Origin of the sequence: uncultured Chryseobacterium sp. (assembly GCF_936933875.1) — a bacterium.
Classification (GTDB): Bacteria; Bacteroidota; Bacteroidia; order Flavobacteriales; family Weeksellaceae; genus CAKZIK01.
In genome coordinates this window covers 54,260-76,155 of the sequence record NZ_CAKZIK010000046.1, presented here as the reverse complement: position 1 = coordinate 76,155, position 21,896 = coordinate 54,260, and the positions used below count along the sequence as shown (strand labels likewise).

Sequence of the window (21,896 nt, the reverse complement as noted above, 5' to 3'; positions counted from 1 at the left end):
TTACAGTCTTAAAAAATCAATTGTGTTTTTTATTAAATGAAATCTATAGGAGGACCGCGAAGGCAGAATCCAAAAATACTAAGGTCACCAAAACGCTGCTTGTAAGCGAATTGCTGCTGCTGAAAAACATCAAATCTTTCAATTTTAAAAGAAAATTCCTGCGGAATTAAAACTTTACCATCGTGCATCAAATGACATGAAAGACAGTCTGTAAATTCTTTCACCAACTCTGTTGAAGAAACAGTTTTTTCAGCTTTTTTAAAATGAAAATCGCGAAAAACCTCTCCACTTCCATGGTTGTGAAAATTCTGCGAAAACAGCGCAACAAAAAGGTAAACCGCCAAAAGAATAGGCGATAAAATTTGTTGATAAAGAATCTGCTGTTTCAGTTTTTTCATTTTTACAAAATTAAGATTTTTTTAATGATTGTTATCAATGAAATCTTCCCTTTTTTTGCTTGACTTTTCGTATTTTTGTGCTGAAAATTTTATGTATGAAAGAAAGTGCTGTAAAAAAGATTGCAGTTTTTACTTCAGGAGGCGATGCTCCAGGTATGAATGCGGCTTTGAGAGCGGTAGTGCGAACCGCAAACTATTATAAAATTGAATGCTACGGAGTACGCGAAGGTTACAATGGACTCATCCACGACGATTTCATTAAAATGGGACCTCGTTCTGTAAAAAATATCATCACAGAAGGTGGAACGATTTTAAAATCTGCCCGTTCCATGGAATTCAAAACGAAAGAAGGAAGACAAAAAGCTTACGATAACTGTGTAAAACATGGGATTGATGCTTTAGTTTGTATCGGTGGAGATGGAACTTTTACCGGTGCAAAAATTTTCAATGAAGAATTCGGCATTAAAGTAATTGGCGTTCCCGGAACAATTGACAACGATATTTTCGGAACAGACAATACCATTGGTTACGACACTGCTTTGAACACAGCAATGGACGCGATTGATAAAATTCGTGACACCGCAACTTCTCACAACCGTGTATTTTTTGTAGAAGTAATGGGACGTGATGCAGGTTTTATCGCATTAAACAGCGGACTTGCAGCCGGAGCTTTGGACATCTTGATTCCTGAGAGAAAAGACAGTATGGAAGACCTTTTTAATACGTTCAAAAAAGCTCAGGAAGCAGGGAAATCTTCAAGTATTGTAGTGGTAGCCGAAGGTGAACAGTTGGGTGGAATTTATGATTTGGCAAAAGCAACCAAAGACGAATTCCCAACATATGATATTCGTGTTGCCATTTTAGGACACATTCAAAGAGGTGGTTCACCAAGCTGTGCAGATAGAGTTTTGGCATCAAGACTTGGTTACGGCGCAGTTGTAGGCTTAATGGAAGGTAAAAACAAAGTAATGGCCGGACTGAAATCCAACAAACTTGTTTACACACCCATTGAAGAAGCCATTAAAAAACATAACGAAATCGACAAAGATTTGCTGAAAATTGCAGAAATCCTTGCCATCTAAAATTTATATTAATTAAACAAACAAAATATTATGTCAACAATTAAAGTAGGTATTAACGGATTTGGTAGAATTGGAAGTCTTGTTTTCAACGCAATGTTGGAGAGAGACAATATTGAAATCGTAGGAATTAACGACTTGATCAATGCAGAATATATGGCGTATATGATGAAGTACGATTCTGTACACGGAAAATTCGACGGAGAAGTTAAAGTAGAAGGAAACAACCTTGTTGTAAACGGAAAAACCATCAGAATTTCTGCTGAAAAAGACCCTGCAAACTTGAAATGGAACGAAGTTGGAGCTGATTATATTGTAGAATCTACCGGACTTTTCCTTGATAAAGAATCTGCCTCAAAACACCTTGAAGCAGGAGCAAAAAAAGTAATTCTTTCTGCACCTTCTAAAGACGATACGCCAATGTATGTAATGGGTGTAAACCACAAAACTTTAACAGACGATGTTAAAATTTTATCTAACGCTTCTTGTACAACCAACTGTTTGGCGCCTTTGGCAAAAGTAGTTCACGAAAATTTCGGAATCTTGGAAGGTTTGATGACAACCGTTCATGCTACAACGGCAACTCAGAGAACTGTTGACGGCCCATCTATGAAAGACTGGAGAGGCGGACGTTCTGCACTTCTGAACATCATCCCGTCTTCAACAGGTGCTGCAAAAGCAGTAGGAAAAGTAATTCCTGAACTGAACGGAAAATTAACAGGTATGTCTTTCAGAGTTCCAACAGCAGACGTTTCTGTAGTTGACCTTACAGTAAGATTGGAAAAAGCAACTTCTTACGATGAAATCTGTGCAGCGATCAAAGCAGCTTCAGAAGGTGAACTGAAAGGAATCTTGGGTTACACTGAAGACCTTGTAGTTTCTCAGGACTTCGTAAGCGACAAGAGAACTTCCATCTTCGATAAAGATGCGGGTATCATGCTTTCTCCAAACTTCGTGAAATTGGTTTCTTGGTACGATAACGAAACCGGTTACTCTAACAAGTTGACAGATATGTTGATTCACGCTGCTTCATTATAATCGGCTTTTTAACTATATGATAAGAACCTCTCAAATTTTTGGGAGGTTTTTTGATGAGTTGGCGCGAGCGAAGCGAGCGTCAAAACGGCCGCATTGTCGTTGCGAGGAGTGAAGCGCAGCGAAACGACAAAGCAATCTCATTAATTTATTAATGTGGCAATACCCTCTCCAACGCCAAAGCCGCAACTCGGGTCGCTACGTCCACTACAATCTTTTTTTGCGCGGCGGCTTCGCCGCCGCGCAAAAAAAGGATTTTCGTTACCATCGCTATTGCGAATACTCGGCTTAAAACTTGCTGCGATTTAAAAATGAAAAATTCCATAAAAATTTCTTTAATATTAGTTGGATTACTTCTACAGTTTTTTCTAGGAAATTTTATCGTGAAAGAATTCGTATTTGGTGATTCAAAAGCAACCGTCTTAGAAATCATCCTATATCAACTCGTTGTTTTACATCCATTTTTACTTACTGTAATTATACTACTTGAAAGCAAAAATTTCGGAAGAACAGTTTTCTACTCAATAATATTTTATGGCTTTGCAGCCACCATCATTCATCTTTTCCATAAAGTTCCCAATTCAGTAGAATATCCATCTGGAAATGTAAGTTTGGGAAGTCATGGTTTTTATGTTACAGGCGGCGGTATAGATGCTTTTAGTATAATTCCGCATTTCGTTCTGACTTTAGTAATTTTATGGCTGTTAAAAAATTCTTCAAAAAATGCAGATTCTGCCAAAATTTAAAGATTCCGAACATTTCAAAACATTTTGGGCAAAAGGCAACGGAAAACAACTGCTCGATTGGTCAGGCTGGAAACCGACTTTCGAAAATTTTGAAAAATTCGCGCATCTTTATTATCAGGTGGATGAATTGGGCGACAATGCAGTGAGTGACACTTATTTCAAACTCCCCTATAATGAAGCTTCAGCCTTAGTTCAGCAGTTTTCAAAAAACAAAATTTCGGACAATGATGATGCTCCAGAAAGTTTAAAAAAAATATTTCTGCAAATGCAGGAAATTCCGGAATGGTTTGATGAAAATTTAGCCAACATTGGTGCGAGATTCTGCATGAGAAGCGGCACCAACGACCTGATTATCCTGCGCGACTTCACTTTAATGGGCGGTTACGATTTTGCTTACCTGAATAAGCCGTTGATTTTCACCGGCGCACTGAAAAAAGGAGCCGTAAAACGTTTGAAGGACACCCTGGAATTCTGGGTCCACGTCACGCGTGAAAATACTTTAAAAATCAATTCCGAAGCCTATCAACTAATAGTCAGAACCCGTTTGATGCACTCTTACGCCAGACTCACCATCAAAAAGAAAATTGAAAACTGGGATTACGAAAACTGGGGCGAACCGATCAATTCCTGGGACATGATTGCGACGTATACCGGATTTTCTCTCGTGACCATGCAGGGTTTGAAAAAACTCGGCGTCAAAATTTCCGAGGAAGAAGAAAAAGGCGTTTTTCATCTGTGGAAATACATCGGATATCTGCTTGGAATTCCTGAAGAATTTTTACCCGAAAATAAACAGCAGGCTGTTGAACAGTTGTATTTATGGAGTTCAATTCAGAATAAAGGTGATGACGATTCCGCACAGCTTGCGAAAGCTTTATTGGATGAAAATCTCACGAACACAATTTACAAATTTCAGTTTCAGCGAAAACTTCTTTTGAATTTACATCAAAGCACGAACTGGTTTCTGCTTGATAGAGAAATCAATGAAAGACTGCAGATTCCAAAAGTTGGGATTGCTTCCGTATTTCCAAAACTAATTATTCAGGCCAACAATCTTTCACAAAGCGTTTACAACCTGAATAATCCTTTGAAATATCAGAAACTGGTTGAAATCGGCAACAAACAGCAGATGAAAGTCCTGGATGATTATATTAAACATACACCGAAAGATTTTCATTATTGATTTTGAAACGCGGAAACACAAAGTTTAATGTTGCAATTATTTTGAACTTGTCATTCTGAGCGAAACGAAGTGTAGCCGAAAGAATCTCATTTTAATATTCGATTAATAGATTCTTCATTCCGCTTTGCTGCATTCAGAATGACAGCGAATAAAACCAATTATGTCTAAGTAGTTCGCAAAAATTGCTACAAAATTTATCAACATTTCCAAATTCAGCAGTTTAATTTCCGTATTTTTGTTAAAATATAAAATTTGTAATGAGCAGTATTGATGATAAAAAGAAAGCGCTCTCTTTGGTGCTTGAAAAACTGGATAAAACCTACGGAAAAGGAACAGTAATGACGCTTGGCGACGATTCTGTTGACGATTCCATCGAAGTAATTCCATCCGGTTCTCTTGGTTTGGACATTGCACTTGGAGTTGGCGGATATCCCCGCGGAAGAATTATAGAAATCTATGGTCCGGAATCATCGGGTAAAACCACTTTAACACTTCACGCAATCGCTGAAGCACAAAAACAGGGCGGAATTGCAGCATTCATTGATGCAGAACACGCTTTTGACAGACATTATGCTTCAAAACTGGGAATTGATCTTGATAATCTAATTATTTCTCAACCCGACAACGGAGAACAGGCTTTGGAAATTGCCGATAACCTGATCCGCTCAGGAGCAATTGACATCGTTGTTATTGACTCTGTAGCTGCTCTAACACCAAAAGCAGAAATCGAAGGAGAAATGGGAGATTCCAAAATGGGTCTTCACGCAAGATTGATGTCTCAGGCTTTAAGAAAGCTGACTGCAACAATCTCAAGAACGAAATGTACCGTAATTTTCATCAACCAGCTTCGTGAAAAAATCGGGGTGATGTTCGGAAATCCGGAAACTACAACCGGTGGAAATGCTTTGAAGTTCTATGCTTCTGTGAGAGTTGACATCAGAAAAGCAAGTGCTCCAATTAAACAAGGTGACGAAGCAGTTGGAAGCCGCGTGAAAGTAAAAATTGTGAAAAATAAAGTTGCACCACCTTTCAAAATGGCAGAATTCGATATTATGTATGGTGAAGGAGTTTCCAAAACTGGCGAAATCCTAGATCAAGCTGTTGAAATGGGAATCGTGAAGAAAAGTGGTTCTTGGTTCTCTTATGAAGAAACAAAACTTGGGCAAGGCCGTGATGCGGTAAAAGATTTACTGAAAGACAACCCAGAATTGTCCGAAGAACTGGAAAATAAAATTAAAGAAGAAATTAAAAATAAATAATCTCCCGATTAAAAATGAAAAAGCAGAACTTAAACTCAGTTCTGCTTTTTTTATGATTGATTTTAAAATGACAATCTGTCATAATATTTTCAGTGGTATTTTTTTTGAAAAAAAAGAAAACAGAATAAAAATAAAAAAATATAAAATGACAAAAGGAAGTATTAATGTATCAGTGGAAAATATTTTCCCATTGATAAAGAAGTTTCTCTACAGCGATCACGAAATTTTCTTAAGAGAATTAATCTCAAACGCAACAGACGCAACTTTAAAACTAAAACACCTTACAACAATTGGTGAAGCAAAAGTTGAATACGGAAATCCTAAAATAGAAGTTAAGGCTGATAAAGAAAAAAATACCTTAACGATTATCGATCAAGGGATTGGTATGACAGCCGAAGAAGTTGAAAAATACATCAACCAAGTTGCTTTCTCAGGAGCAGAGGAATTCTTGGAAAAATATAAAGATTCCGCAAAAGATTCAGGAATTATTGGTCATTTTGGACTCGGATTCTACTCTGCATTTATGGTGGCAGATAAAGTAGAAATAATTTCTAAGTCTTATAAAGAAAATACAAAAGCGGTACATTGGACTTGTGATGGCTCTCCGCAATTCACCCTTGAAGAAACTGATACCAAAACCGACAGAGGCACTGAAATTATTTTGCATATTTCTGAAGATTCTAAAGAATTTTTAGATGAATACAGAATTAAAGAACTTTTGGCTAAATACAACAAATTTATGCCAGTCCCTATTAAATTCGGAACAAAAACAGTTACTCTACCATTACCAGAAGGCGCTGCGGAAGATGCAAAACCAGAAACTGAAGAAGTGGATAACATCATCAATAATCCTACTCCAGCTTGGACTATTGCACCATCTGATTTAACCGAAGCAGATTACACAAAATTCTATCACGAGTTATACCCGATGCAATATGAGGAACCCCTTTTCCATATTCATCTAAATGTAGATTATCCATTTAATTTAACAGGGATTTTGTTCTTTCCAAAGCTTGGAAACAATCTCAACATCGAAAAAGATAAAATCCAATTATACCAAAACCAAGTTTTTATTACCGATGAAGTTAAAGGAATTGTACCAGATTTCTTGATGCTTTTAAGAGGTGTTATTGATTCGCCAGACATTCCTTTGAATGTTTCTCGTTCATATCTTCAAGCTGATGGTGCTGTTAAAAAAATATCTTCTTACATCACCAAAAAAGTTGCTGATAAAATGGTTTCTTTAATTAATGAAAACCGTGAAGATTATGAACAAAAATGGAACGACATTAAGATTGTTATTGAATACGGAATGATTTCTGAAGATAAATTCTTTGAAAAATCTGATAAATTCGCTCTTTACCCGAGCACAGACGGCAAATATTATCTTTGGAACGAATTAGACGAAAAAATTAAACCAATCCAAACCGATAAAGACGGAAACTTAATCATTCTTTATGCATCGAATGTGGATGAGCAATATTCCTACATTCAAACTGCTAAAGATAAAGGGTATGAAGTTTTATTATTAGATTCACCAATTGTTCCACACCTTATTCAAAAACTAGAGTCTGCAAAAGAAAAAGTACAATTTGTGCGAGTAGATGCAGATCACGTAAATAATTTGATAAAAAAAGATGAGCCTATCATCTCGAAGTTAAATGACACCGAAAAAGAATCTTTGAAAAAAGAAATTGAAGAATCTGTAAATAATCAGAAATTCACCGTTCAGTTAGAAGATTTAGCAAGCGATGATGAACCTTTCATCATTACACAACCAGAATTTATGCGTCGTATGAAAGATATGCAAGCAACTGGCGGCGGCGGAATGTTCGGAATGGGCAATTTTCCAGAAATGTATAATTTGGTGGTAAATTCTAACTCAAATTTCGCTTCAGAATTATTAAAAATTGAAAATTCTGAAACTAAAAAAGCTAATATCCAATATGCTTTAGATTTAGCTAAGCTTTCTCAGAACCTTCTTAAAGGAAAAGAATTAACTGATTTTATTCAGAAAAGCTATCAAAATTTAAAGAAATAACTCACAGATTCAAAATATAAAAGCGGTAGGATTATGTTCTGCCGTTTTTTTTTTAAATTTCTTCCAAGGGATTCCAAAATATTTTTTTGAAGTTCTGAATTTTGTTTCCCTTTACTTCCACTCCTTCATTTTTCAATTTTTCCGTGAATTTGGGAATACAGCTTTCTGCCGTAATCACTCCTGAAGAATTACAGACACGATGCGCCGGAAAATCTTCATCATAATTACTTAATGCATTTCCAACATGTCGCGAATGATTGGGATAACCTAATGCTTTTGCAATAGCGCCGTAACTCGTCACACGACCTTCCGGAATCATGCGAATAATTTCGAAAACCTGGGATTTGAATATTTCGTTCATCAACTCAAAGTTAGAAAATTTAGGAAGAAAAAACGCAAGAAGTTCTAGCCCGGGTTGAAGCATTTGTTTGAGCTCTTTTTCGTGGCGGTCTCGTAAATGACGAGACCGCCACGAAAAAAGCGAGTGCAGAAAACCGGACTGCAAGCTGAAGAAAAGCCAACAGTGTTGCTCCAAAAAAAATCCCACAAAAAATTGCGGGATTTTGATTTAAAACTAAAATTTTAGGTTTAAGAATTCTCCAAAATATAAGAGAACATCAGCGGTGCACAAATGGTTGCGTCACTTTCAACGATAAATTTCGGTGTAGTGATATCCAGTTTCCCCCACGTGATTTTTTCGTTCGGCACAGCTCCGGAATAGGAACCGTAAGACGTCGTAGAATCCGAAATTTGGCAGAAGTAAGACCAAAAAGGAATGTCGTGCATCTCCAAATCCTGATACAGCATCGGAACCACACATATTGGGAAATCTCCCGCGATTCCTCCACCAATCTGGAAAAATCCAACCCCTTTTCCGCTGCAGTTTTTTGGATACCAATCTGCAAGGAACGTCATATATTCAATACCGGATTTCATTGTTGAAGGCTGCAATTCGCCTTTAATACAGTAGCTCGCGAAAATATTTCCCATCGTAGAATCTTCCCAACCCGGAACGACAATCGGAAGATTTTTTTCCGCTGCAGCCAACATCCATGAATTTTCTTTCGGGATTTCGTAATACTGTTCCAAAACGCCGGACAACAACATTTTGTACATATATTCGTGCGGGAAATAACGCTCTCCTTTCGCTTCGGCGTCTTTCCAAATTTCGTAGATATGCTTCTGCAACCTTCTGAAAGCCTCTTCTTCAGGAATACACGTATCCGTAACTCGGTTAAGACCGCGCTCCAGCAAATCCCATTCTTCCTGCGGCGTTAAATCCCTGTAATGCGGAACTCTTTCGTAGTGAGAGTGCGCTACCAAATTCATCAAATCTTCTTCCAAATTCGCCCCAGTACACGAAATGATATCCACTTTGTCCTGACGGATCATTTCAGCCAAAATTTTTCCTAATTCCGCTGTCGACATTGCTCCAGCAAGGGTAATCATCATTTTTCCCCCGTCTTTCAGGTGCGCAACATATCCTTTTGATGCGTCCACCAAAGCCGCTGCATTGAAGTGCAGATAATATTTTTCGATAAATTCTGTAATCGGTTTGCTCATTTTTTTAATGTTTGAGCAAAGATAGGGATTTAAGAGCCAAGTAAAAAGAGGCAAGTAAATTACATCCTGAAACGACGGTTCTCTTTTTTATCCGAAAGTTTTTTCTTGGTTATAAGGCGTTTTTCAACTTGCGCTTTTGATGGTTTGGTTGCTTTGCGAGGTTTTTGAACTACCAAAGATTTATTGACTAACTCGATGATTTTCTCGGTCGCGATTTTTTTGTTTTGAAGTTGAGTTCGGCTTTCGGAAACGGTAAGTTGAAAAATACCTTCGGAATTGATTCGGTTTTTGAGTTTTGAAGTAATTCTTTCTTTTTCTTCCTCACTGAAAAATGCACTTTCTGCAACATTCCACATCACTGTAACAGACGTTTCAACCTTGTTCACGTTTTGTCCACCTGCGCCGGAACTCCGCGAAGTTTTGTAAGACAATTCTGAACTAAAGTTTTTCATTTTTCTAAATTCTCCTCCTTTGGAGGGATGTCAAAATTTCTCTGAAACTTTGACGGTTTGGTTAATATCTGTTGCAAAAGTTGACGCCTGTTAATCTTTCCGTTTGGCGTTCTTGCGATGGCTTCAATAAAAATAATCTCTTTTGGCTGGTAAAAAGATTTCTCGAATTTTAAGTTTCTAATTTTGTTGATTAAATCCTCATTTTCCTTCCCTTCAATGACTAAAACTAATTTCTGCCCTAAAGATTCATCAGAAATTCCAAGGAACACCAATTCGTTTTCTATTTCTTTTTTCGCAATGGCTTCCAGTTCTTCCGGATATATTTTGGAGCCACCTGAATTGATAACATTATCTAATCTTCCTAAAAATCGAAACTGTTTCTGATTCTTAATTTCAACTAAATCATTAGTTTGAAGTTTTGCAGAATTGAGATTCGGAGCAAAAATATTGAGACAACCTCTCTCATCAAGCGTAATTTCTACGCCATCAAACACGGTAAACCATTCTTCCGCATCAGGAAAAATTCTTTTCAAAGCGATATGTGAAAGGGTTTCGGACATTCCGTACGTCTCGAAAATTCTGGTTTGATTCTCTGAACTTTTGAGCGTTTGAGAAATTTTAGCTTTCAAGCTTTCTGAAACTGCAGCTCCTCCGATAATTAAGTTCTTGATGAAGTGAATTTTATCAAGACTGTTTTCAACCTGAAGTGGCGTCATTGCGCAGAAATCAATACATTCATTTAAATAAGTTAGAGGATTGACTGACGGGTTTTGAACGAACAGATTTAATTTTCTCTCAATCGAACGAACTGCCATCATTTTTCCGGAAATATATTCAACAGGCAGACAAAGTAATGCCGTATCGCCTTCTTTCAAACCAAGAAAATCGCAGGTCATTCTTGCGGAGAAACTCATTTGCTCCTTTCCAATTTCAAAAATCTTGGGAACGCCTGTAGAACCGGAAGTCTGCACTTTTACACACTTTGAATCCGAAAACCATTCCTGCAAAAAATTCAGGACTTTCTTTTCAAAATCGTTTTCCGGATTTAAATTATTGAAATGGTGGCTGTTAAAATCAATCCTCTTCACGACCACGAATTTAAAGCAAAAAAAAATAAGTTTTTATATAAAAATTCTTGCTAATAAAGAAATTTGTATTAAATTTGCACCACTTAAAAGGACAGACTCATGGTGTAGCGGTAACACTACTGATTTTGGTTCAGTCATCTGGGGTTCGAATCCCTGTGAGTCTACATTTTTAACTGATAATCAGTTAGTTAAAGAAAATACAGCCAGTTTTACAGCCATTATAAGTGCTTAAAACTGGCTTTTTTCTTTGTGACACCCTATGACTTTGTATGATATTATTTATTGCAAGCATTAGTGGTTTTATTAATATTTTATTTATTTCAAAGACAATTTCTTCTTTTCTATTGTATCGTTTTGTCTATAGTATCTTGCAATTGAATCAGTGCTAGAGTTCTCTTTTTGTTATTCATCACGATTGTTTTTCATACACCAAATCCACCACCAAATCAAGCGCTTTCTCAAAAGTTTTCTCGCCTTCTTCAGTATTCAAATCAATTCCGCAGAATTTGCTGCCATTTACACTATTATGAATACTCAAATAATAGATTCCCGAAATTAGCAATGCCTGTATCGCACGAAAAGTTTCGGCATTTTCTTTAAAATAGGAATCGGTGAGATTAGCGAAAAGCAATTCTCCTTGTTCTTCCCGTTGCTCGGCGAGTTTTTTCAAAAGTGGATGCGGTTCTGAAAGTTCCCAAGTGATGATTTTTTGGAGTTCACCATTATTAATCATTGTCTTTAGTTGTCCTTTCAGGAATTCTTTAGTTAGCGTTTTTCCGTTATCGGATTTATTTTCTAAAATTAAATCTTCAGTGTTTTTAGATGCGTTATCCCAATAATCTTGCGATTTTATATAGGTCGTAATCAATTCGTCAGGTGAGCCGAAATATTCATAGATTAGTTTTCTATCAACATCGGCTGCTTTGGCAATTTTACTTGCGTTCAGTCCGGTAAATCCGCTGTTTTTCAGGATTTCTCCAACCGCAGAAAGTAATTTTTCTTTTGTTTTTTCCTTGTCGCGTATAGTTCCTTGTATGCGTTTTCTAGCCATTGATGTTGCGTTTTGTACAAATTTACATCATTTTCAAATCTTTATTTCGCACTATTGTGAAAAGTTTAACAATTTTCAAATCACAGCGTTGTGAAATGTTTATATATTTGCTTTTGTAAACTGATTAGAATGAAATATTTTCAATTATTACTTTTCCTCTTCAGCGGATTAATGTTCTCGCAAAATCTGAAGAAAATCAAAATTGTCGATTCACAAGATTCGAAACCGATTTCTAATGTGCGTCTTCTTTTCTCCAATGAAGTGGTCTATTCCAATGACGATGGTTTCGCCTTAATTCCTGAAAATGTAAAGGATTTAGAAATTTCAAAATCAGGTTATCTAACTGAAAAATTGAACAAAGTTTCGGAAATAATTTCTTTGAAGCCACTTTATCAGGACATCGAGGAAGTGAAGATTGTAAATATCGATGTGAAAAAAATTTTCAAAGAAGTGTCCAACCGATATTCCGATATTTATTATGACAAATCAGCAATTTACGATGTTACAATTAAGCAGAGAGCATTTGAAAACAACGATATGAAACTGTTGATGATTGCAGACGGAAAATTTTGGAGCAGAGATGGAAGTTACAATGCAAAGGAAGCATTCAGCAATAAGTTTGACAATTTTGTCCAATTGCAAATCGATGATTTAAGATATTTGAAATCAAAACCTTATGAAAATTTTATTAAGGTAAAAAAACAAAATCAAGGTCACGATTATATCGGAAATCTCTTTTTTAGTTATGAACTTTTCAGATTGAATCGCTTTATAGGGTTGAAAAAATCAGTTACAACTGGAAGATTAATTTACGAAAATGGTGATGAACAGGAAATCTCATTTTCGGTAAAAACCGATGAAAATCTTTTATACAAAGGAAAAATCAATTACAACGAAAAAGACAAAGCGATTACTTATTATGAAATGAGTTTTAGCCAAAGCAAATTTCTTCCCGAAAAATTGAAAGATGAAAACGGAAAAGAATATTCGCGACAACTCGGCGATGGAACAGTCCTTTTCGAGTTTTATAAAAATGGAGAAAAATATGTTCCCTCAAAAGTGAGTGTTGTTGCAGAAGGATTTAAAACGATTACGGATACAAAAACTTTTGAATTCCGTTCTGCGAGAGAAATTATTTTTAGAAATTTCAAAGCAACCGAAGCAAAAGGTGTGGAAAATCCTGTGGAAATCTATAAATCCTTTTGGAACAAAATGAAAGTTTCCGATGACAAAGGCGAAATACTTTTAAGTAAAGAAGAAGAACAATTCATAAATGAAAAAGCCGATGAAGAATAAATTACTGATATTATTTGCGTTTTTTGGTTTTCTAGCAAATTCACAAACGCACCGTTTCATCTATGATGTGGAATATAAAAAAGATTCTACTTCCACTTTGATGACCAAAGAAAATTGGAATTTGGATATTTTTGTGACGCATTCCGATTATTATTCACGTGATTTTTTCGTTGCAGATTCGTTGATTAACAACAATATTCCTTTTCCAATAGACATTAAACTCAATACTTCAAATATTATTTCGCACAAAAAGGGAAGCCAAGAATTTGAAGAATATGATTTGCTTGAAAACACGGTTTTAAACCTAAAATCTAAAGATTCCCAAAATTGGAAATTATCGGATGAAAAGAAAGTTATCAATGGTTTGACATTACAAAAAGCCACCACAAATTGGGGGAAAAGAAATTGGATTGCTTGGTTTGCAAAGGAAATCCCATTTCAGGAAGGTCCATATAAATTTCACGGATTGCCCGGATTAATTGTAGAACTCGAAGACGACAAAGAAAACTATAAATTTTCATTGGTAAAATCTGAAAACTATAAAGAATCGCAAGAAAACCAATTCATTGAAATGTCGAAAAAAATGAGCGTTCCTGTAACTTGGGAAAAATACAAAAGTTCCAAACTTTCTTACTATGATTCTCCTGTGAATTTCATTAAAAATGCAAGTGGTTCATCAAATAATTCCGAATTCTTTCTAAACGATGGAACTGTGGTGAACTCGAAAAACCAAAGAGAGATAAATGAATCGTTGCGAACTCAATTGAAGAAGTTTAATAATCCAATTGAATTGGATAAGGCGATTGTGTATCCGAATAAATAATTGATAATTCTTTAAAAATTGATATGAAATTAATCCACTTTCTGTTTTTTGCACTTTTTGCAATTTCCTGTAGTGCGCAAAACTACGATGTAATCTCGAAAGTCAGAGAAAAACAACTAGAGGTTCAGAACCAAAATAATGCGCTCGATTTTAATAGAGTAAAAGAAGAATTGGCAATTAAAGGTGAAAAAATGGGGCCATTTACATACGGCATTTTTCCATATCCCGATTATGACAGCATTAGTAAAAACACCTTTGCAGGAATTGGAACACTTGGAAACTTCTACGGAATTGATGTGAACGGCAAAAAGGTAGTTTATACAAGTTTTTTTGAAGGTAAGAGTAAACTGAATAAATATAGAGTAAAAGAAAAAGATAATGTCTTTTTTACCATTGCGGTTTTAACTGACTTTATTGATGATAAAGACTTTTCATCGATGAAATCACAAATCGTTTCAAGAAACTTTCCCGATGCAATTGGACAAGGTTATATTAAAACCAAAAATAATCAGATTGATTTTTCTGCATTCATCACAATTGAAAATGAACAGTTTGCAATTGTGAATATGAAACTATATAATTTGAAATATGGTAAAATTATTCTTATTGCACCACAAAAAGATGGTAGTTTGCGAAGTATTCAAATAAAAGAAAATCAGGATTTAACTACTGAAAATCTTAAAAAGTATATGGAGCAACTTCTGCAGAAATCCGAGATAATTGAATTTTACACGAACAATAATACTATTTAAGTATCTTAATGAAAAAAATTCTATTTCTACTTTTTCTCATCGTAATAAATTTCAGTTTCTCCCAAAAGAAACTTCCCATCATCAAATCCAATTCCCAAAATGTAAAAATCATTGAAAGCGGCGAAATAATAACGGATTGGACATTAAACCCAAAACTGAAACCCGATGTGTACACCACAGGAAAAATCGCCAAAACAAAATCGGTAAAACTTGTTACAGATATCGATTCTATTGAAGTTAAACTAAAACCAAAGCAAAAATTTGATTTCATTGTTTTATTGAAAGGGAAAGATTCTTGCCACACGACATTTGAAAGTCCCGAAATTGTAAACTTTTCCAAGGCGAAACCTGTCTTACGAGATACAATTCTCTTTCAAATTACGGAGTTCAACAATATCAAAGTAAAATCGGTTCTCAATAAAAAAGACACTATTTTTCTCACTTTCGATACAGGTTCGATAGATTTTTATTTGATAAAATCATCCATAAAAAAGTTTCTAAATCCCGAAGGAAAAAAGTTGACGATGAACGACATTAGTGACAACCATTTCAAAATCGGAAATCTCGAATGGAAACATCAGCAGATTTATCCCATCGATACTACAGGACAAGAAACAGACGGAATGTTTGGTTGGAATGCTTTCGACGGAAAAGTTTTAGAAATCGATTATGATAAGAATTTGATGATTGCCCATTCTAAACTTCCCAAAATCAGTAAAGATTACGAAAGGTTTGATATGGAATTAATGCGTGAACACTTTTGTATTTATCTTGATTTAGAACAAAACGGCAAAAAACATAAAACTCGCTATCTTTTTGACAGCGGTTATCAAAGAGCGGTAATGTTGGATAATGACATTTTGAAAGAAAATAGTTTAGGAAATGAAGACTTTAAACTAATCAAGGAAACAAAAATGTATAACAGTCAGAATGAGGAAATCCCCGTAAAAACGGTTTTGCTTCCGAAACTACATTTTGGAAAATATGTTTTAAAAAGCGTTCCCGCACAAATAAATTCTTATAACAAACCTGCGGGTTTCAAAACAAATTTTTTAGGAAACGAGATTTTGAAAAGGTTCAATGCGATTTTGGATTTTCAGAATAATGTGGTTTATCTGAAACCGAATAAGCATTTTAAGGAGGAATATGCGGAAAAATTAAACTAAAATCTATGAAATTTTACCTTATCTTTTTTACATTTCTAACCTTCAATTTTATTTTCGGACAGAAAGGAAATGTGATTAATGGAGAATCAACAAGTTTTCAAATTCCTAACAAAAATGAAAATATAGATTTTATCGTTTTTGATACAAAACTTGAAAGTAAAAAACCTGTTTTTCTTTGGTGTCAAGGTTCGCTCCCTTATCCGCTCTATGTAAATTCAAAAGAAGGAACTTGGTTAATTGGCGGAGGAATTACAAATTTTGATGTAGAAAAAATCAAGAAATATTATCATTTGGTGGTTATTTCAATGCCCAAAACTCCATTAATTGCAGAAGAAAATCAATTAAATGACTCGTATTGGTATTTTGGAAATTCTAAAGACAAAAATATGCCCACAGAAGAATTTCAGAAGGCAGATTTTTTAGAAAATTATACAAACCGTGCGATAAAAGTTTTGAATTTTTTAAAGAAACAAAAGTGGGTTGATAAATCGAAATTAATTGTTGCAGGACATTCACAAGGTTCAAAAGTCGCCACAAAAGTTGAAAAAAATTATAAAGCAGAATCAAAATTGGGTTTGTTTGGCGCAAATCCTTTTGGAAGAATTGACCAAAACATAAGAGATTCGCGAAAAGATGCAGAAAGTAAAAAAATAAGTTGGGAAAAAGCAGATATAGAAATTGAGGAACAATATGCAATTTATCGTGACGCGCATAACCCCGAAAAACTAAAAACAAATTTGGGTTTAATTGCTTGGAAATCATTTTCAGAACCTTTAATTGATGATTGGTTAGCAATTGAAAAGCCGATTTATTTGGCGTATGGAACCAACGACATTGCAAGTGATTTATGTGATTTGGTTCCGTTATATTTTATCAGAAATCATAAAAATAATTTGACTTATAAAAGATATTTAAACCTTGAACATAATTTTTTTCAAGTAGATGAAAATGGAAGAGCAAACCACGACAAACCACATTGGAAAGAAGTAATGAATGATTTTGTTGAATGGACTTTAAAGTAAAAACTTAACCAAAAACAATAAATAATGAAATTTAAAACTCTTTGTTTTCTAATAATCCTTTTGTTTTCCAATTGGTTTTCCTCACAAACTTTTACCACAAACTTCAATGTAAACCTTAACAACAGTGACACAAAATCAATTGTGGAATTATGGCAATCCTATCTTAAAAGTGATTCCAAAGATTTTTGGGCTGAAAGTGAAACGAAGAATCTTTCAAACTTCAATGTTTTGGATATGGAAGGAATTCTAAATCCATCGCTTATGAATTGGGGTTTTGACAATCGGATTTTGAGTATCATTCGAATTTCCGAGAATAAATATTTGATAAAATCGCTTTTTGAACAGGAAAATAAAGATGTTTTTGCCATTACGAATGTTGTTGCGATTAAAGAAGGAAATCAGGTCAAACTCTCCAATTATCTTTTTGAAATTACTAAAAATTGGAAATCGACCAACTCAAAAAACATCAAATATATTTATCAACCTGATTATGATTTGAAACAAAACGAGATTGATGAAGCAGAAAATTTTTATTCAGATTTATGCAAAACTTTCAATGTTCAAACCGAAAAACTCACTTATTTCATTGCAAAAAATTGCGACCACATTTTTGATATTCTCGGCTACGAATTTATTTTCAGCAAAGGAATGTCCGAAGAATGTGGCTATTTTGAAGAGAAGAATAATTTCATTTTTGCGACGGAAAAAGCAGGAGCAAATCACTATCACGAGCTTACGCACTTCATCAACAAAAATTTCCCCAATGCAAACGAATTGCTTTTGACAGGGATTTCGGCATATATTTCAAAAGACAAAGCGCATTTGGGAAAACCTTTGATTTACCACACAAAAAGAGTCAATGAATATTTAGAAAAACATCAGGAAATCAATCTTTCAAAACCTTTTGACTTTTTTGAATTGGATGAAAACACAAATCCACAATATGTAATTGGAGCAGTTTTATGTGATTTGATTTTGGAAAAAGGAGGAAAAGCAGAGCTGATTTCCGCATTTAAGTCCACGAAAACAGATGAAGATTTGTTGAGATATTTAAATTCGAAAATACTTAAGAAAAATGAAAACCTTAATTCTGTTTTAAGGAAAAGAATCGCGAAGATTTCTAAACAAAAGGACTTTCCAAATAATTTGAAATAACAAAAAAAATTACATGAAAACAAAATATATCATTTGCGCACTTTTTTTAGCATGCAATTTTCTGTTATCCCAAACTTATTCCATTCAAGGAACATCTTTCAGAAAATCCAATGAACTTTTAGTAGCCCCAAAATTTGATTCAAAATATTATTCCGCAAATACTTTGATAGACACGATTTCTGTTAAAGACAAAAAGTTTGATTTTAAAATCAAAAAATTTGAGGATAATTTTTTCTATCCCTATATTTTTATTGAGAAAATTAACGAAAACTCATTTTTTATGAGCGATAATTCTTACCTGAATAATACGCGTCAAAAAGTCATTTTAGGTTCGATAGATTCAGAAAAATTTACGGTGACAACTTCTGATAAAAGCATTGAGAAGGAGGTTAAGCAGTTTACTAGTTTCTTTTTATCGGTTAATAAAGAGATTGAAGAAAGAGCATTTTATAATAAAAGCACTTTTGAGAAATATGGAAGTGTGGATAAATTTCCGCAAGAATTTTGGGAGGAACATTCAAAATTTGAAGCAAATATTTCGGCAAAAGAAGATGAACTATTATTTCAGTACACAAAGAAACATTCAGAATCTTATGTTGCTTTTTGAAAATTAGTGGAGAAATTTGAACGGCATGGATACAAAGAAATTTATGAGAAAACATACAACAATCTCTCTAAAAATATTAAATCTAAAAATTCTTCAAAAGTTCTTTTTTCTGCTATAAAAGAAGCCAAACTTTTTTCTGTAGGAAATCAGTTCCCAATTCCTGAAATTACAGATTTGCAGAAAAAGTCGGTCAAATTTCAACTGCCAAAAGCGAAATATACTTTAGTGGATTTTTGGTTCAGCCATTGCAAACCTTGCAGAGAAGAACTTCCGAAATATAAAGAACTTTATGGTAAATTTAATCCGAAAGGTTTTGAAATGGTAGGAATCGCGACAGATAAAACTTTCGCATTACCTAATCTTCACAAAACAATCGAAGAGTTTGAAATTCCTTGGACAATTTATCTCGATGAAAATTCAAAACAATCCGCTAAATGGACAATTAAGGTTTTTCCGACCAACTTTCTTTTAGATGAAAATGGAAAAATTATCAAGAAGAATATTTCTCAGAAAGAACTTGAGGGTTTGTTGACTCAAAACTTAAATTAGATGGCTTAAACACTAAAGAAAATGAAATTCAAACACCTTGATTTATTAATATTCCTCCTATTTTTCAATTGGTTTTCCTCACAAACCATACACGGAACCATCATTTCCAACGAAACCAAACAACCCGTTCCTTTCGCCAAAATCGGAATTCAGAACGAAACTTTCGGAGCGATTGCCGATGAAAAGGGAAACTTTTCTTTGGATTTTACCAATGTGAATAAAAGTGGAAACTTAATTGTGGAAGTAGCAGGATTTAAACCCTATCAAATTTCCGTAGGAAAATTTATTTCACAAAACAAACATCAGATTTTCTTGGAAGAAAGAATCAGCGATATTCCTGAAATCGTGATTACGCCGAAAAAATTCAAAGATGCAAATTTGGGTTACAACTCAAAATCCAAAAGTCTGCATATTGATTATCTCTCCAAAAATTCAGTGGGAGCGAAAAAACGTTATACCGACGAAGAACTCAGCCAACCGCAAAGTGAAATCGCGATTTCGATTGAACCGAAGAAAAACGCAAAACTCTTGAAGATTCATATCAATTTTGCTCAATTCACTTTAGACAAACCGCTTCCTACAAGATTCAACATTTATGATGAGAAAGATGGAAAACCCAATCAACTAATCAATTCGGAAGACCTTGTTTTTGAGATTTCGAAGAGTGAGATAAAGGACGGTGTTTTCACGCTTGATGTTTCAAAGAAAAACATTTGGCTGAAAGGGAAATACTTTATCAGTTTCCAACCATTAGACAGGAATTTTGAAGGCAATTTCTTTGTCAGCGCAGGATTTTTAGGAAAAGCTTTTCAAAGAAGTTATCTCGAACCGTGGAGAGTTCTTCCTGCGAGTATCGTTCCTGCGATTAATGTGGATGTGAAAATTGAAAAGTAAAATGAAGGAAAAATTATTCCGTATCACGAATTCCAAAGGTTACGATTATTTTATTTTAATCGCGAGATTTGTTCTTGCGCTCAATTTCATCAATTATGGTTATGCAAAATTAATTGATGGTGGTCAATTTGGAGTTTCGGCGCAGGAGTTGGCAACTCCGCTGAAAGATTTAAGCACATTTCGCGTAATGTGGTATCTTTTCGACCACGAACCAATAAAAAGTGTCGTCGGGATTCTGCAGATTGTTTGTGGTTTGCTTTTGATTTACAATCGTACCGTAATTTTAGGCGTGTTAATGTTTATTCCAATTGCGCTCAATATTTGGTTGATGGACATTTCCTTTATGAATGAATCGATGGCGAAAGGATTTACGACCCGTTTTGGGTTTTATTTCATTCTTTGTTTTCTGATTCTTTTCCATTACAAAGAAAGGGTAAAACAAATGTGGATTTCTGCAACGAAAGGAGTTTCCACCAAATTCAAATTCCCGATTTGGATGTATTTGATTTTGCCGATTTTAGCATTTTTTTTAGAATTATCTTCAGCAGTTCCGGGTGTTATTTATTATTTGATTACGCAACCGAAAGAAATGATTCAAGCGATGAAGCATTTGTGGGAAACGTTGATGAAGGTGTTTTAAGACTAATCAGCAAGATTGATTTTAAATGATTTAGGTAATAGAAATTATGTATATTTGGGTGTTAAGGCAATTCTAACCAAACTAATTAATAAAACTAGTTTTTAAATAATGACCAAAGATGAAATTGAAATAAAACAAAATCAAGAGTTTTTAGAATTGTTGGAAAAAACAAGAAAAATTAAAAACAAATGGGAAGTTTATAATTTCGGAGAATTTCAAAAAAAATCTGACAAAACTATCGCCGAAAAAATTTATGAAGAAAGTTTTTTGATGTCTTCTATTTTGGACACTTTCACTTTCAGAGAATCATTAAATTTAAAAGAAATTCTTGAAATAGTATTATCCGAAAAAGTTCCTAGATATTTTTTTGATAAAGTTTCTATTCAAAAAATATATGCTGTTATAATTGAGATGATTAAACTTGGTTATATTGAACCTTATAGAAAAGAGGAAACAGTTGTTCCAATTTTTCAGTTAACAAAATTAGGTGTGAAAATTCTTCAGGAAAGAACACTTCAGAATCTTGCATTAACAGGCTTTTACAATTATCAATCTTATAACCTGAACAAAAAAGCAATAAATTTAAGTCTAATTGCATTAGCAGTTTCAATTATTGCTGTAATCATAACAATATATTTCTCATAGAAAGAACTGCCGAATAACATTTCTATGTAAACGAGGAATGGTTTCAATCACTGAAAAACATCCTTAAACACCAATCAATCTACTTCTCCAACAGTTGAATATCTTGTAGCATCCCTTTAATCAGATTATTTTTAACCAAAATATAAGTTAAAACACAATGAAGGGAAATGAAACAAAGAAATATCTTTGGGAACTCACCATAGATGAGTTCAAAGAATTGCAACGAGAAATTAGCAAAGAAAAAACATACGAATACGGCATCAAAGGATTGGCGAAAATTTTGGGATGTTCCCGCTCTAAAGCCTACAATATAAAAGCATCGGGCATTCTAGATGATGCCATTTTCCAAAATGGAAGAATGATGGTAATTGATGTGGAGAAAGCACTTCGATTATTATCTAAAAATAGTTCTGTGTAAAAATGAAGAGTGCAAAATTGGTTCAAAAATTTTG

Annotated in this window: 24 protein-coding genes and 1 tRNA gene; 19 read left to right on the top strand and 6 right to left on the bottom strand. The window is 34.4% G+C overall.

Annotated features, from left to right (window positions below):
* Positions 1-32 precede the first annotated feature (32 nt).
* On the bottom strand, positions 33-398 hold the full coding sequence (locus Q0252_RS07225; RefSeq protein WP_297984918.1) for a hypothetical protein: 366 nt from the start codon (positions 396-398) through the stop codon (positions 33-35).
* A gap of 95 nt (positions 399-493) precedes the next feature.
* Between Q0252_RS07225 and pfkA the strand changes: the two genes are divergently transcribed.
* The 6 genes from pfkA to htpG all read left to right on the top strand — a co-directional run bounded on the left by pfkA (position 494) and on the right by htpG (position 7,741).
* Positions 494-1,480, top strand: coding sequence for a 6-phosphofructokinase (pfkA, locus tag Q0252_RS07220; RefSeq protein ID WP_297984916.1), 987 nt, complete (start codon positions 494-496; stop codon positions 1,478-1,480).
* Between the two features lie 30 nt (positions 1,481-1,510).
* On the top strand, positions 1,511-2,515 hold the full coding sequence (gene gap / locus Q0252_RS07215) for a type I glyceraldehyde-3-phosphate dehydrogenase (RefSeq protein ID WP_297984914.1): 1,005 nt from the start codon (positions 1,511-1,513) through the stop codon (positions 2,513-2,515).
* A gap of 308 nt (positions 2,516-2,823) precedes the next feature.
* The gene (locus Q0252_RS07210; RefSeq protein ID WP_297984912.1) at positions 2,824-3,258 is read left to right on the top strand and encodes a hypothetical protein; all 435 of its coding nucleotides are present in this window, start codon (positions 2,824-2,826) and stop codon (positions 3,256-3,258) included.
* Positions 3,236-4,441, top strand: a complete 1,206-nt coding sequence (locus Q0252_RS07205; RefSeq protein ID WP_297984910.1) for an oxygenase MpaB family protein — start codon at positions 3,236-3,238, stop codon at positions 4,439-4,441. Before Q0252_RS07210 ends, Q0252_RS07205 begins: the two co-directional genes overlap by 23 nt.
* 257 nt (positions 4,442-4,698) lie before the next feature.
* Entirely contained in the window at positions 4,699-5,700 is a 1,002-nt protein-coding gene (recA, locus tag Q0252_RS07200; protein WP_297984909.1) for a recombinase RecA, read from the top strand.
* Positions 5,701-5,845: 145 nt separating this feature from the next.
* The gene (gene htpG, locus Q0252_RS07195; protein WP_297984908.1) at positions 5,846-7,741 is read left to right on the top strand and encodes a molecular chaperone HtpG; all 1,896 of its coding nucleotides are present in this window, start codon (positions 5,846-5,848) and stop codon (positions 7,739-7,741) included.
* A 52-nt stretch (positions 7,742-7,793) separates the two neighbouring features.
* Here the strand turns inward: htpG and Q0252_RS07190 are convergent, their stop codons facing one another.
* The 4 genes from Q0252_RS07190 to Q0252_RS07175 all read right to left on the bottom strand — a co-directional run bounded on the left by Q0252_RS07190 (position 7,794) and on the right by Q0252_RS07175 (position 10,844).
* On the bottom strand, positions 7,794-8,102 hold the full coding sequence (locus Q0252_RS07190) for an MGMT family protein (protein ID WP_297984906.1): 309 nt from the start codon (positions 8,100-8,102) through the stop codon (positions 7,794-7,796).
* Between the two features lie 227 nt (positions 8,103-8,329).
* Positions 8,330-9,304 (bottom strand): deoxyhypusine synthase family protein, encoded by a 975-nt coding sequence (locus tag Q0252_RS07185; RefSeq protein WP_297984905.1) that lies wholly within the window; start codon positions 9,302-9,304, stop codon positions 8,330-8,332.
* Between the two features lie 59 nt (positions 9,305-9,363).
* Positions 9,364-9,756: an alternative ribosome rescue aminoacyl-tRNA hydrolase ArfB gene (arfB, locus tag Q0252_RS07180; protein ID WP_297984904.1), complete on the bottom strand. Its 393-nt coding sequence runs from the start codon at positions 9,754-9,756 to the stop codon at positions 9,364-9,366.
* Positions 9,753-10,844: an AMP-binding protein gene (locus Q0252_RS07175; RefSeq protein WP_297984902.1), complete on the bottom strand. Its 1,092-nt coding sequence runs from the start codon at positions 10,842-10,844 to the stop codon at positions 9,753-9,755. The genes arfB and Q0252_RS07175 overlap by 4 nt, the downstream gene beginning before the upstream one ends.
* A 93-nt stretch (positions 10,845-10,937) precedes the next feature.
* On the opposite strand from Q0252_RS07175, the gene Q0252_RS07170 reads away from it, so the two are divergent.
* Positions 10,938-11,008, top strand: a tRNA-Gln gene (locus tag Q0252_RS07170).
* A 245-nt stretch (positions 11,009-11,253) separates the two neighbouring features.
* On the opposite strand, the gene Q0252_RS07165 is transcribed toward Q0252_RS07170, so the two are convergent.
* A complete protein-coding gene (locus Q0252_RS07165) occupies positions 11,254-11,895 on the bottom strand; it encodes a TetR/AcrR family transcriptional regulator (protein WP_297984900.1) in 642 nt (213 codons plus the stop codon).
* Between the two features lie 129 nt (positions 11,896-12,024).
* Between Q0252_RS07165 and Q0252_RS07160 the strand changes: the two genes are divergently transcribed.
* The 12 genes from Q0252_RS07160 (at position 12,025) to Q0252_RS07105 (ending at position 21,862) form a co-directional block, all read left to right on the top strand.
* Entirely contained in the window at positions 12,025-13,191 is a 1,167-nt protein-coding gene (locus Q0252_RS07160) for a hypothetical protein (protein ID WP_297984898.1), read from the top strand.
* Positions 13,181-14,014, top strand: coding sequence for a GLPGLI family protein (locus Q0252_RS07155; RefSeq protein WP_297984897.1), 834 nt, complete (start codon positions 13,181-13,183; stop codon positions 14,012-14,014). The genes Q0252_RS07160 and Q0252_RS07155 overlap by 11 nt, the downstream gene beginning before the upstream one ends.
* A gap of 23 nt (positions 14,015-14,037) precedes the next feature.
* Complete coding sequence (locus tag Q0252_RS07150; protein WP_297984895.1) at positions 14,038-14,766, top strand: hypothetical protein; 729 nt, start codon at positions 14,038-14,040, stop codon at positions 14,764-14,766.
* Positions 14,767-14,774: 8 nt separating this feature from the next.
* Complete coding sequence (locus Q0252_RS07145; RefSeq protein WP_297984893.1) at positions 14,775-15,932, top strand: hypothetical protein; 1,158 nt, start codon at positions 14,775-14,777, stop codon at positions 15,930-15,932.
* A gap of 5 nt (positions 15,933-15,937) precedes the next feature.
* A complete protein-coding gene (locus tag Q0252_RS07140) occupies positions 15,938-16,954 on the top strand; it encodes a hypothetical protein (protein WP_297984891.1) in 1,017 nt (338 codons plus the stop codon).
* 24 nt (positions 16,955-16,978) lie between these two features.
* Complete coding sequence (locus tag Q0252_RS07135; protein WP_297984890.1) at positions 16,979-18,109, top strand: hypothetical protein; 1,131 nt, start codon at positions 16,979-16,981, stop codon at positions 18,107-18,109.
* A gap of 13 nt (positions 18,110-18,122) precedes the next feature.
* A complete protein-coding gene (locus Q0252_RS07130) occupies positions 18,123-18,716 on the top strand; it encodes a hypothetical protein (protein WP_297984889.1) in 594 nt (197 codons plus the stop codon).
* A 6-nt stretch (positions 18,717-18,722) separates the two neighbouring features.
* Positions 18,723-19,265: a TlpA disulfide reductase family protein gene (locus Q0252_RS07125; protein WP_297984887.1), complete on the top strand. Its 543-nt coding sequence runs from the start codon at positions 18,723-18,725 to the stop codon at positions 19,263-19,265.
* A 21-nt stretch (positions 19,266-19,286) separates the two neighbouring features.
* The gene (locus Q0252_RS07120) at positions 19,287-20,159 is read left to right on the top strand and encodes a carboxypeptidase-like regulatory domain-containing protein (protein WP_297984885.1); all 873 of its coding nucleotides are present in this window, start codon (positions 19,287-19,289) and stop codon (positions 20,157-20,159) included.
* Between the two features lies 1 nt (position 20,160).
* Positions 20,161-20,799, top strand: coding sequence for a DoxX family membrane protein (locus Q0252_RS07115; protein ID WP_297984883.1), 639 nt, complete (start codon positions 20,161-20,163; stop codon positions 20,797-20,799).
* A gap of 108 nt (positions 20,800-20,907) precedes the next feature.
* Complete coding sequence (locus tag Q0252_RS07110; RefSeq protein WP_297984882.1) at positions 20,908-21,444, top strand: hypothetical protein; 537 nt, start codon at positions 20,908-20,910, stop codon at positions 21,442-21,444.
* A 157-nt stretch (positions 21,445-21,601) separates the two neighbouring features.
* Entirely contained in the window at positions 21,602-21,862 is a 261-nt protein-coding gene (locus Q0252_RS07105) for a DUF3853 family protein (RefSeq protein WP_297984880.1), read from the top strand.
* Positions 21,863-21,896 lie beyond the last annotated feature (34 nt).

Excerpts from the sequence above, each read along its gene's own strand:
- Q0252_RS07110 (WP_297984882.1), top strand. The coding sequence starts at position 20,908 with ATGACCAAAGATGAAATTGAAATAAAACAAAATCAAGAGTTTTTAGAA.
- gap (WP_297984914.1), top strand. The coding sequence starts at position 1,511 with ATGTCAACAATTAAAGTAGGTATTAACGGATTTGGTAGAATTGGAAGT.
- Q0252_RS07105 (WP_297984880.1), top strand. The coding sequence starts at position 21,602 with ATGAAGGGAAATGAAACAAAGAAATATCTTTGGGAACTCACCATAGAT.
- htpG (WP_297984908.1), top strand. The coding sequence starts at position 5,846 with ATGACAAAAGGAAGTATTAATGTATCAGTGGAAAATATTTTCCCATTG.
- Q0252_RS07135 (WP_297984890.1), top strand. The coding sequence starts at position 16,979 with ATGAAATTTAAAACTCTTTGTTTTCTAATAATCCTTTTGTTTTCCAAT.
- Q0252_RS07115 (WP_297984883.1), top strand. The coding sequence starts at position 20,161 with ATGAAGGAAAAATTATTCCGTATCACGAATTCCAAAGGTTACGATTAT.
- Q0252_RS07145 (WP_297984893.1), top strand. The coding sequence starts at position 14,775 with ATGAAAAAAATTCTATTTCTACTTTTTCTCATCGTAATAAATTTCAGT.
- Q0252_RS07130 (WP_297984889.1), top strand. The coding sequence starts at position 18,123 with ATGAAAACAAAATATATCATTTGCGCACTTTTTTTAGCATGCAATTTT.
- recA (WP_297984909.1), top strand. The coding sequence starts at position 4,699 with ATGAGCAGTATTGATGATAAAAAGAAAGCGCTCTCTTTGGTGCTTGAA.
- Q0252_RS07210 (WP_297984912.1), top strand. The coding sequence starts at position 2,824 with ATGAAAAATTCCATAAAAATTTCTTTAATATTAGTTGGATTACTTCTA.
- Q0252_RS07160 (WP_297984898.1), top strand. The coding sequence starts at position 12,025 with ATGAAATATTTTCAATTATTACTTTTCCTCTTCAGCGGATTAATGTTC.
- Q0252_RS07205 (WP_297984910.1), top strand. The coding sequence starts at position 3,236 with ATGCAGATTCTGCCAAAATTTAAAGATTCCGAACATTTCAAAACATTT.
- Q0252_RS07155 (WP_297984897.1), top strand. The coding sequence starts at position 13,181 with ATGAAGAATAAATTACTGATATTATTTGCGTTTTTTGGTTTTCTAGCA.
- Q0252_RS07185 (WP_297984905.1), bottom strand. The coding sequence starts at position 9,304 with ATGAGCAAACCGATTACAGAATTTATCGAAAAATATTATCTGCACTTC.
- Q0252_RS07225 (WP_297984918.1), bottom strand. The coding sequence starts at position 398 with ATGAAAAAACTGAAACAGCAGATTCTTTATCAACAAATTTTATCGCCT.
- pfkA (WP_297984916.1), top strand. The coding sequence starts at position 494 with ATGAAAGAAAGTGCTGTAAAAAAGATTGCAGTTTTTACTTCAGGAGGC.
- arfB (WP_297984904.1), bottom strand. The coding sequence starts at position 9,756 with ATGAAAAACTTTAGTTCAGAATTGTCTTACAAAACTTCGCGGAGTTCC.
- Q0252_RS07165 (WP_297984900.1), bottom strand. The coding sequence starts at position 11,895 with ATGGCTAGAAAACGCATACAAGGAACTATACGCGACAAGGAAAAAACA.
- Q0252_RS07120 (WP_297984885.1), top strand. The coding sequence starts at position 19,287 with ATGAAATTCAAACACCTTGATTTATTAATATTCCTCCTATTTTTCAAT.
- Q0252_RS07140 (WP_297984891.1), top strand. The coding sequence starts at position 15,938 with ATGAAATTTTACCTTATCTTTTTTACATTTCTAACCTTCAATTTTATT.
- Q0252_RS07150 (WP_297984895.1), top strand. The coding sequence starts at position 14,038 with ATGAAATTAATCCACTTTCTGTTTTTTGCACTTTTTGCAATTTCCTGT.
- Q0252_RS07190 (WP_297984906.1), bottom strand. The coding sequence starts at position 8,102 with ATGAACGAAATATTCAAATCCCAGGTTTTCGAAATTATTCGCATGATT.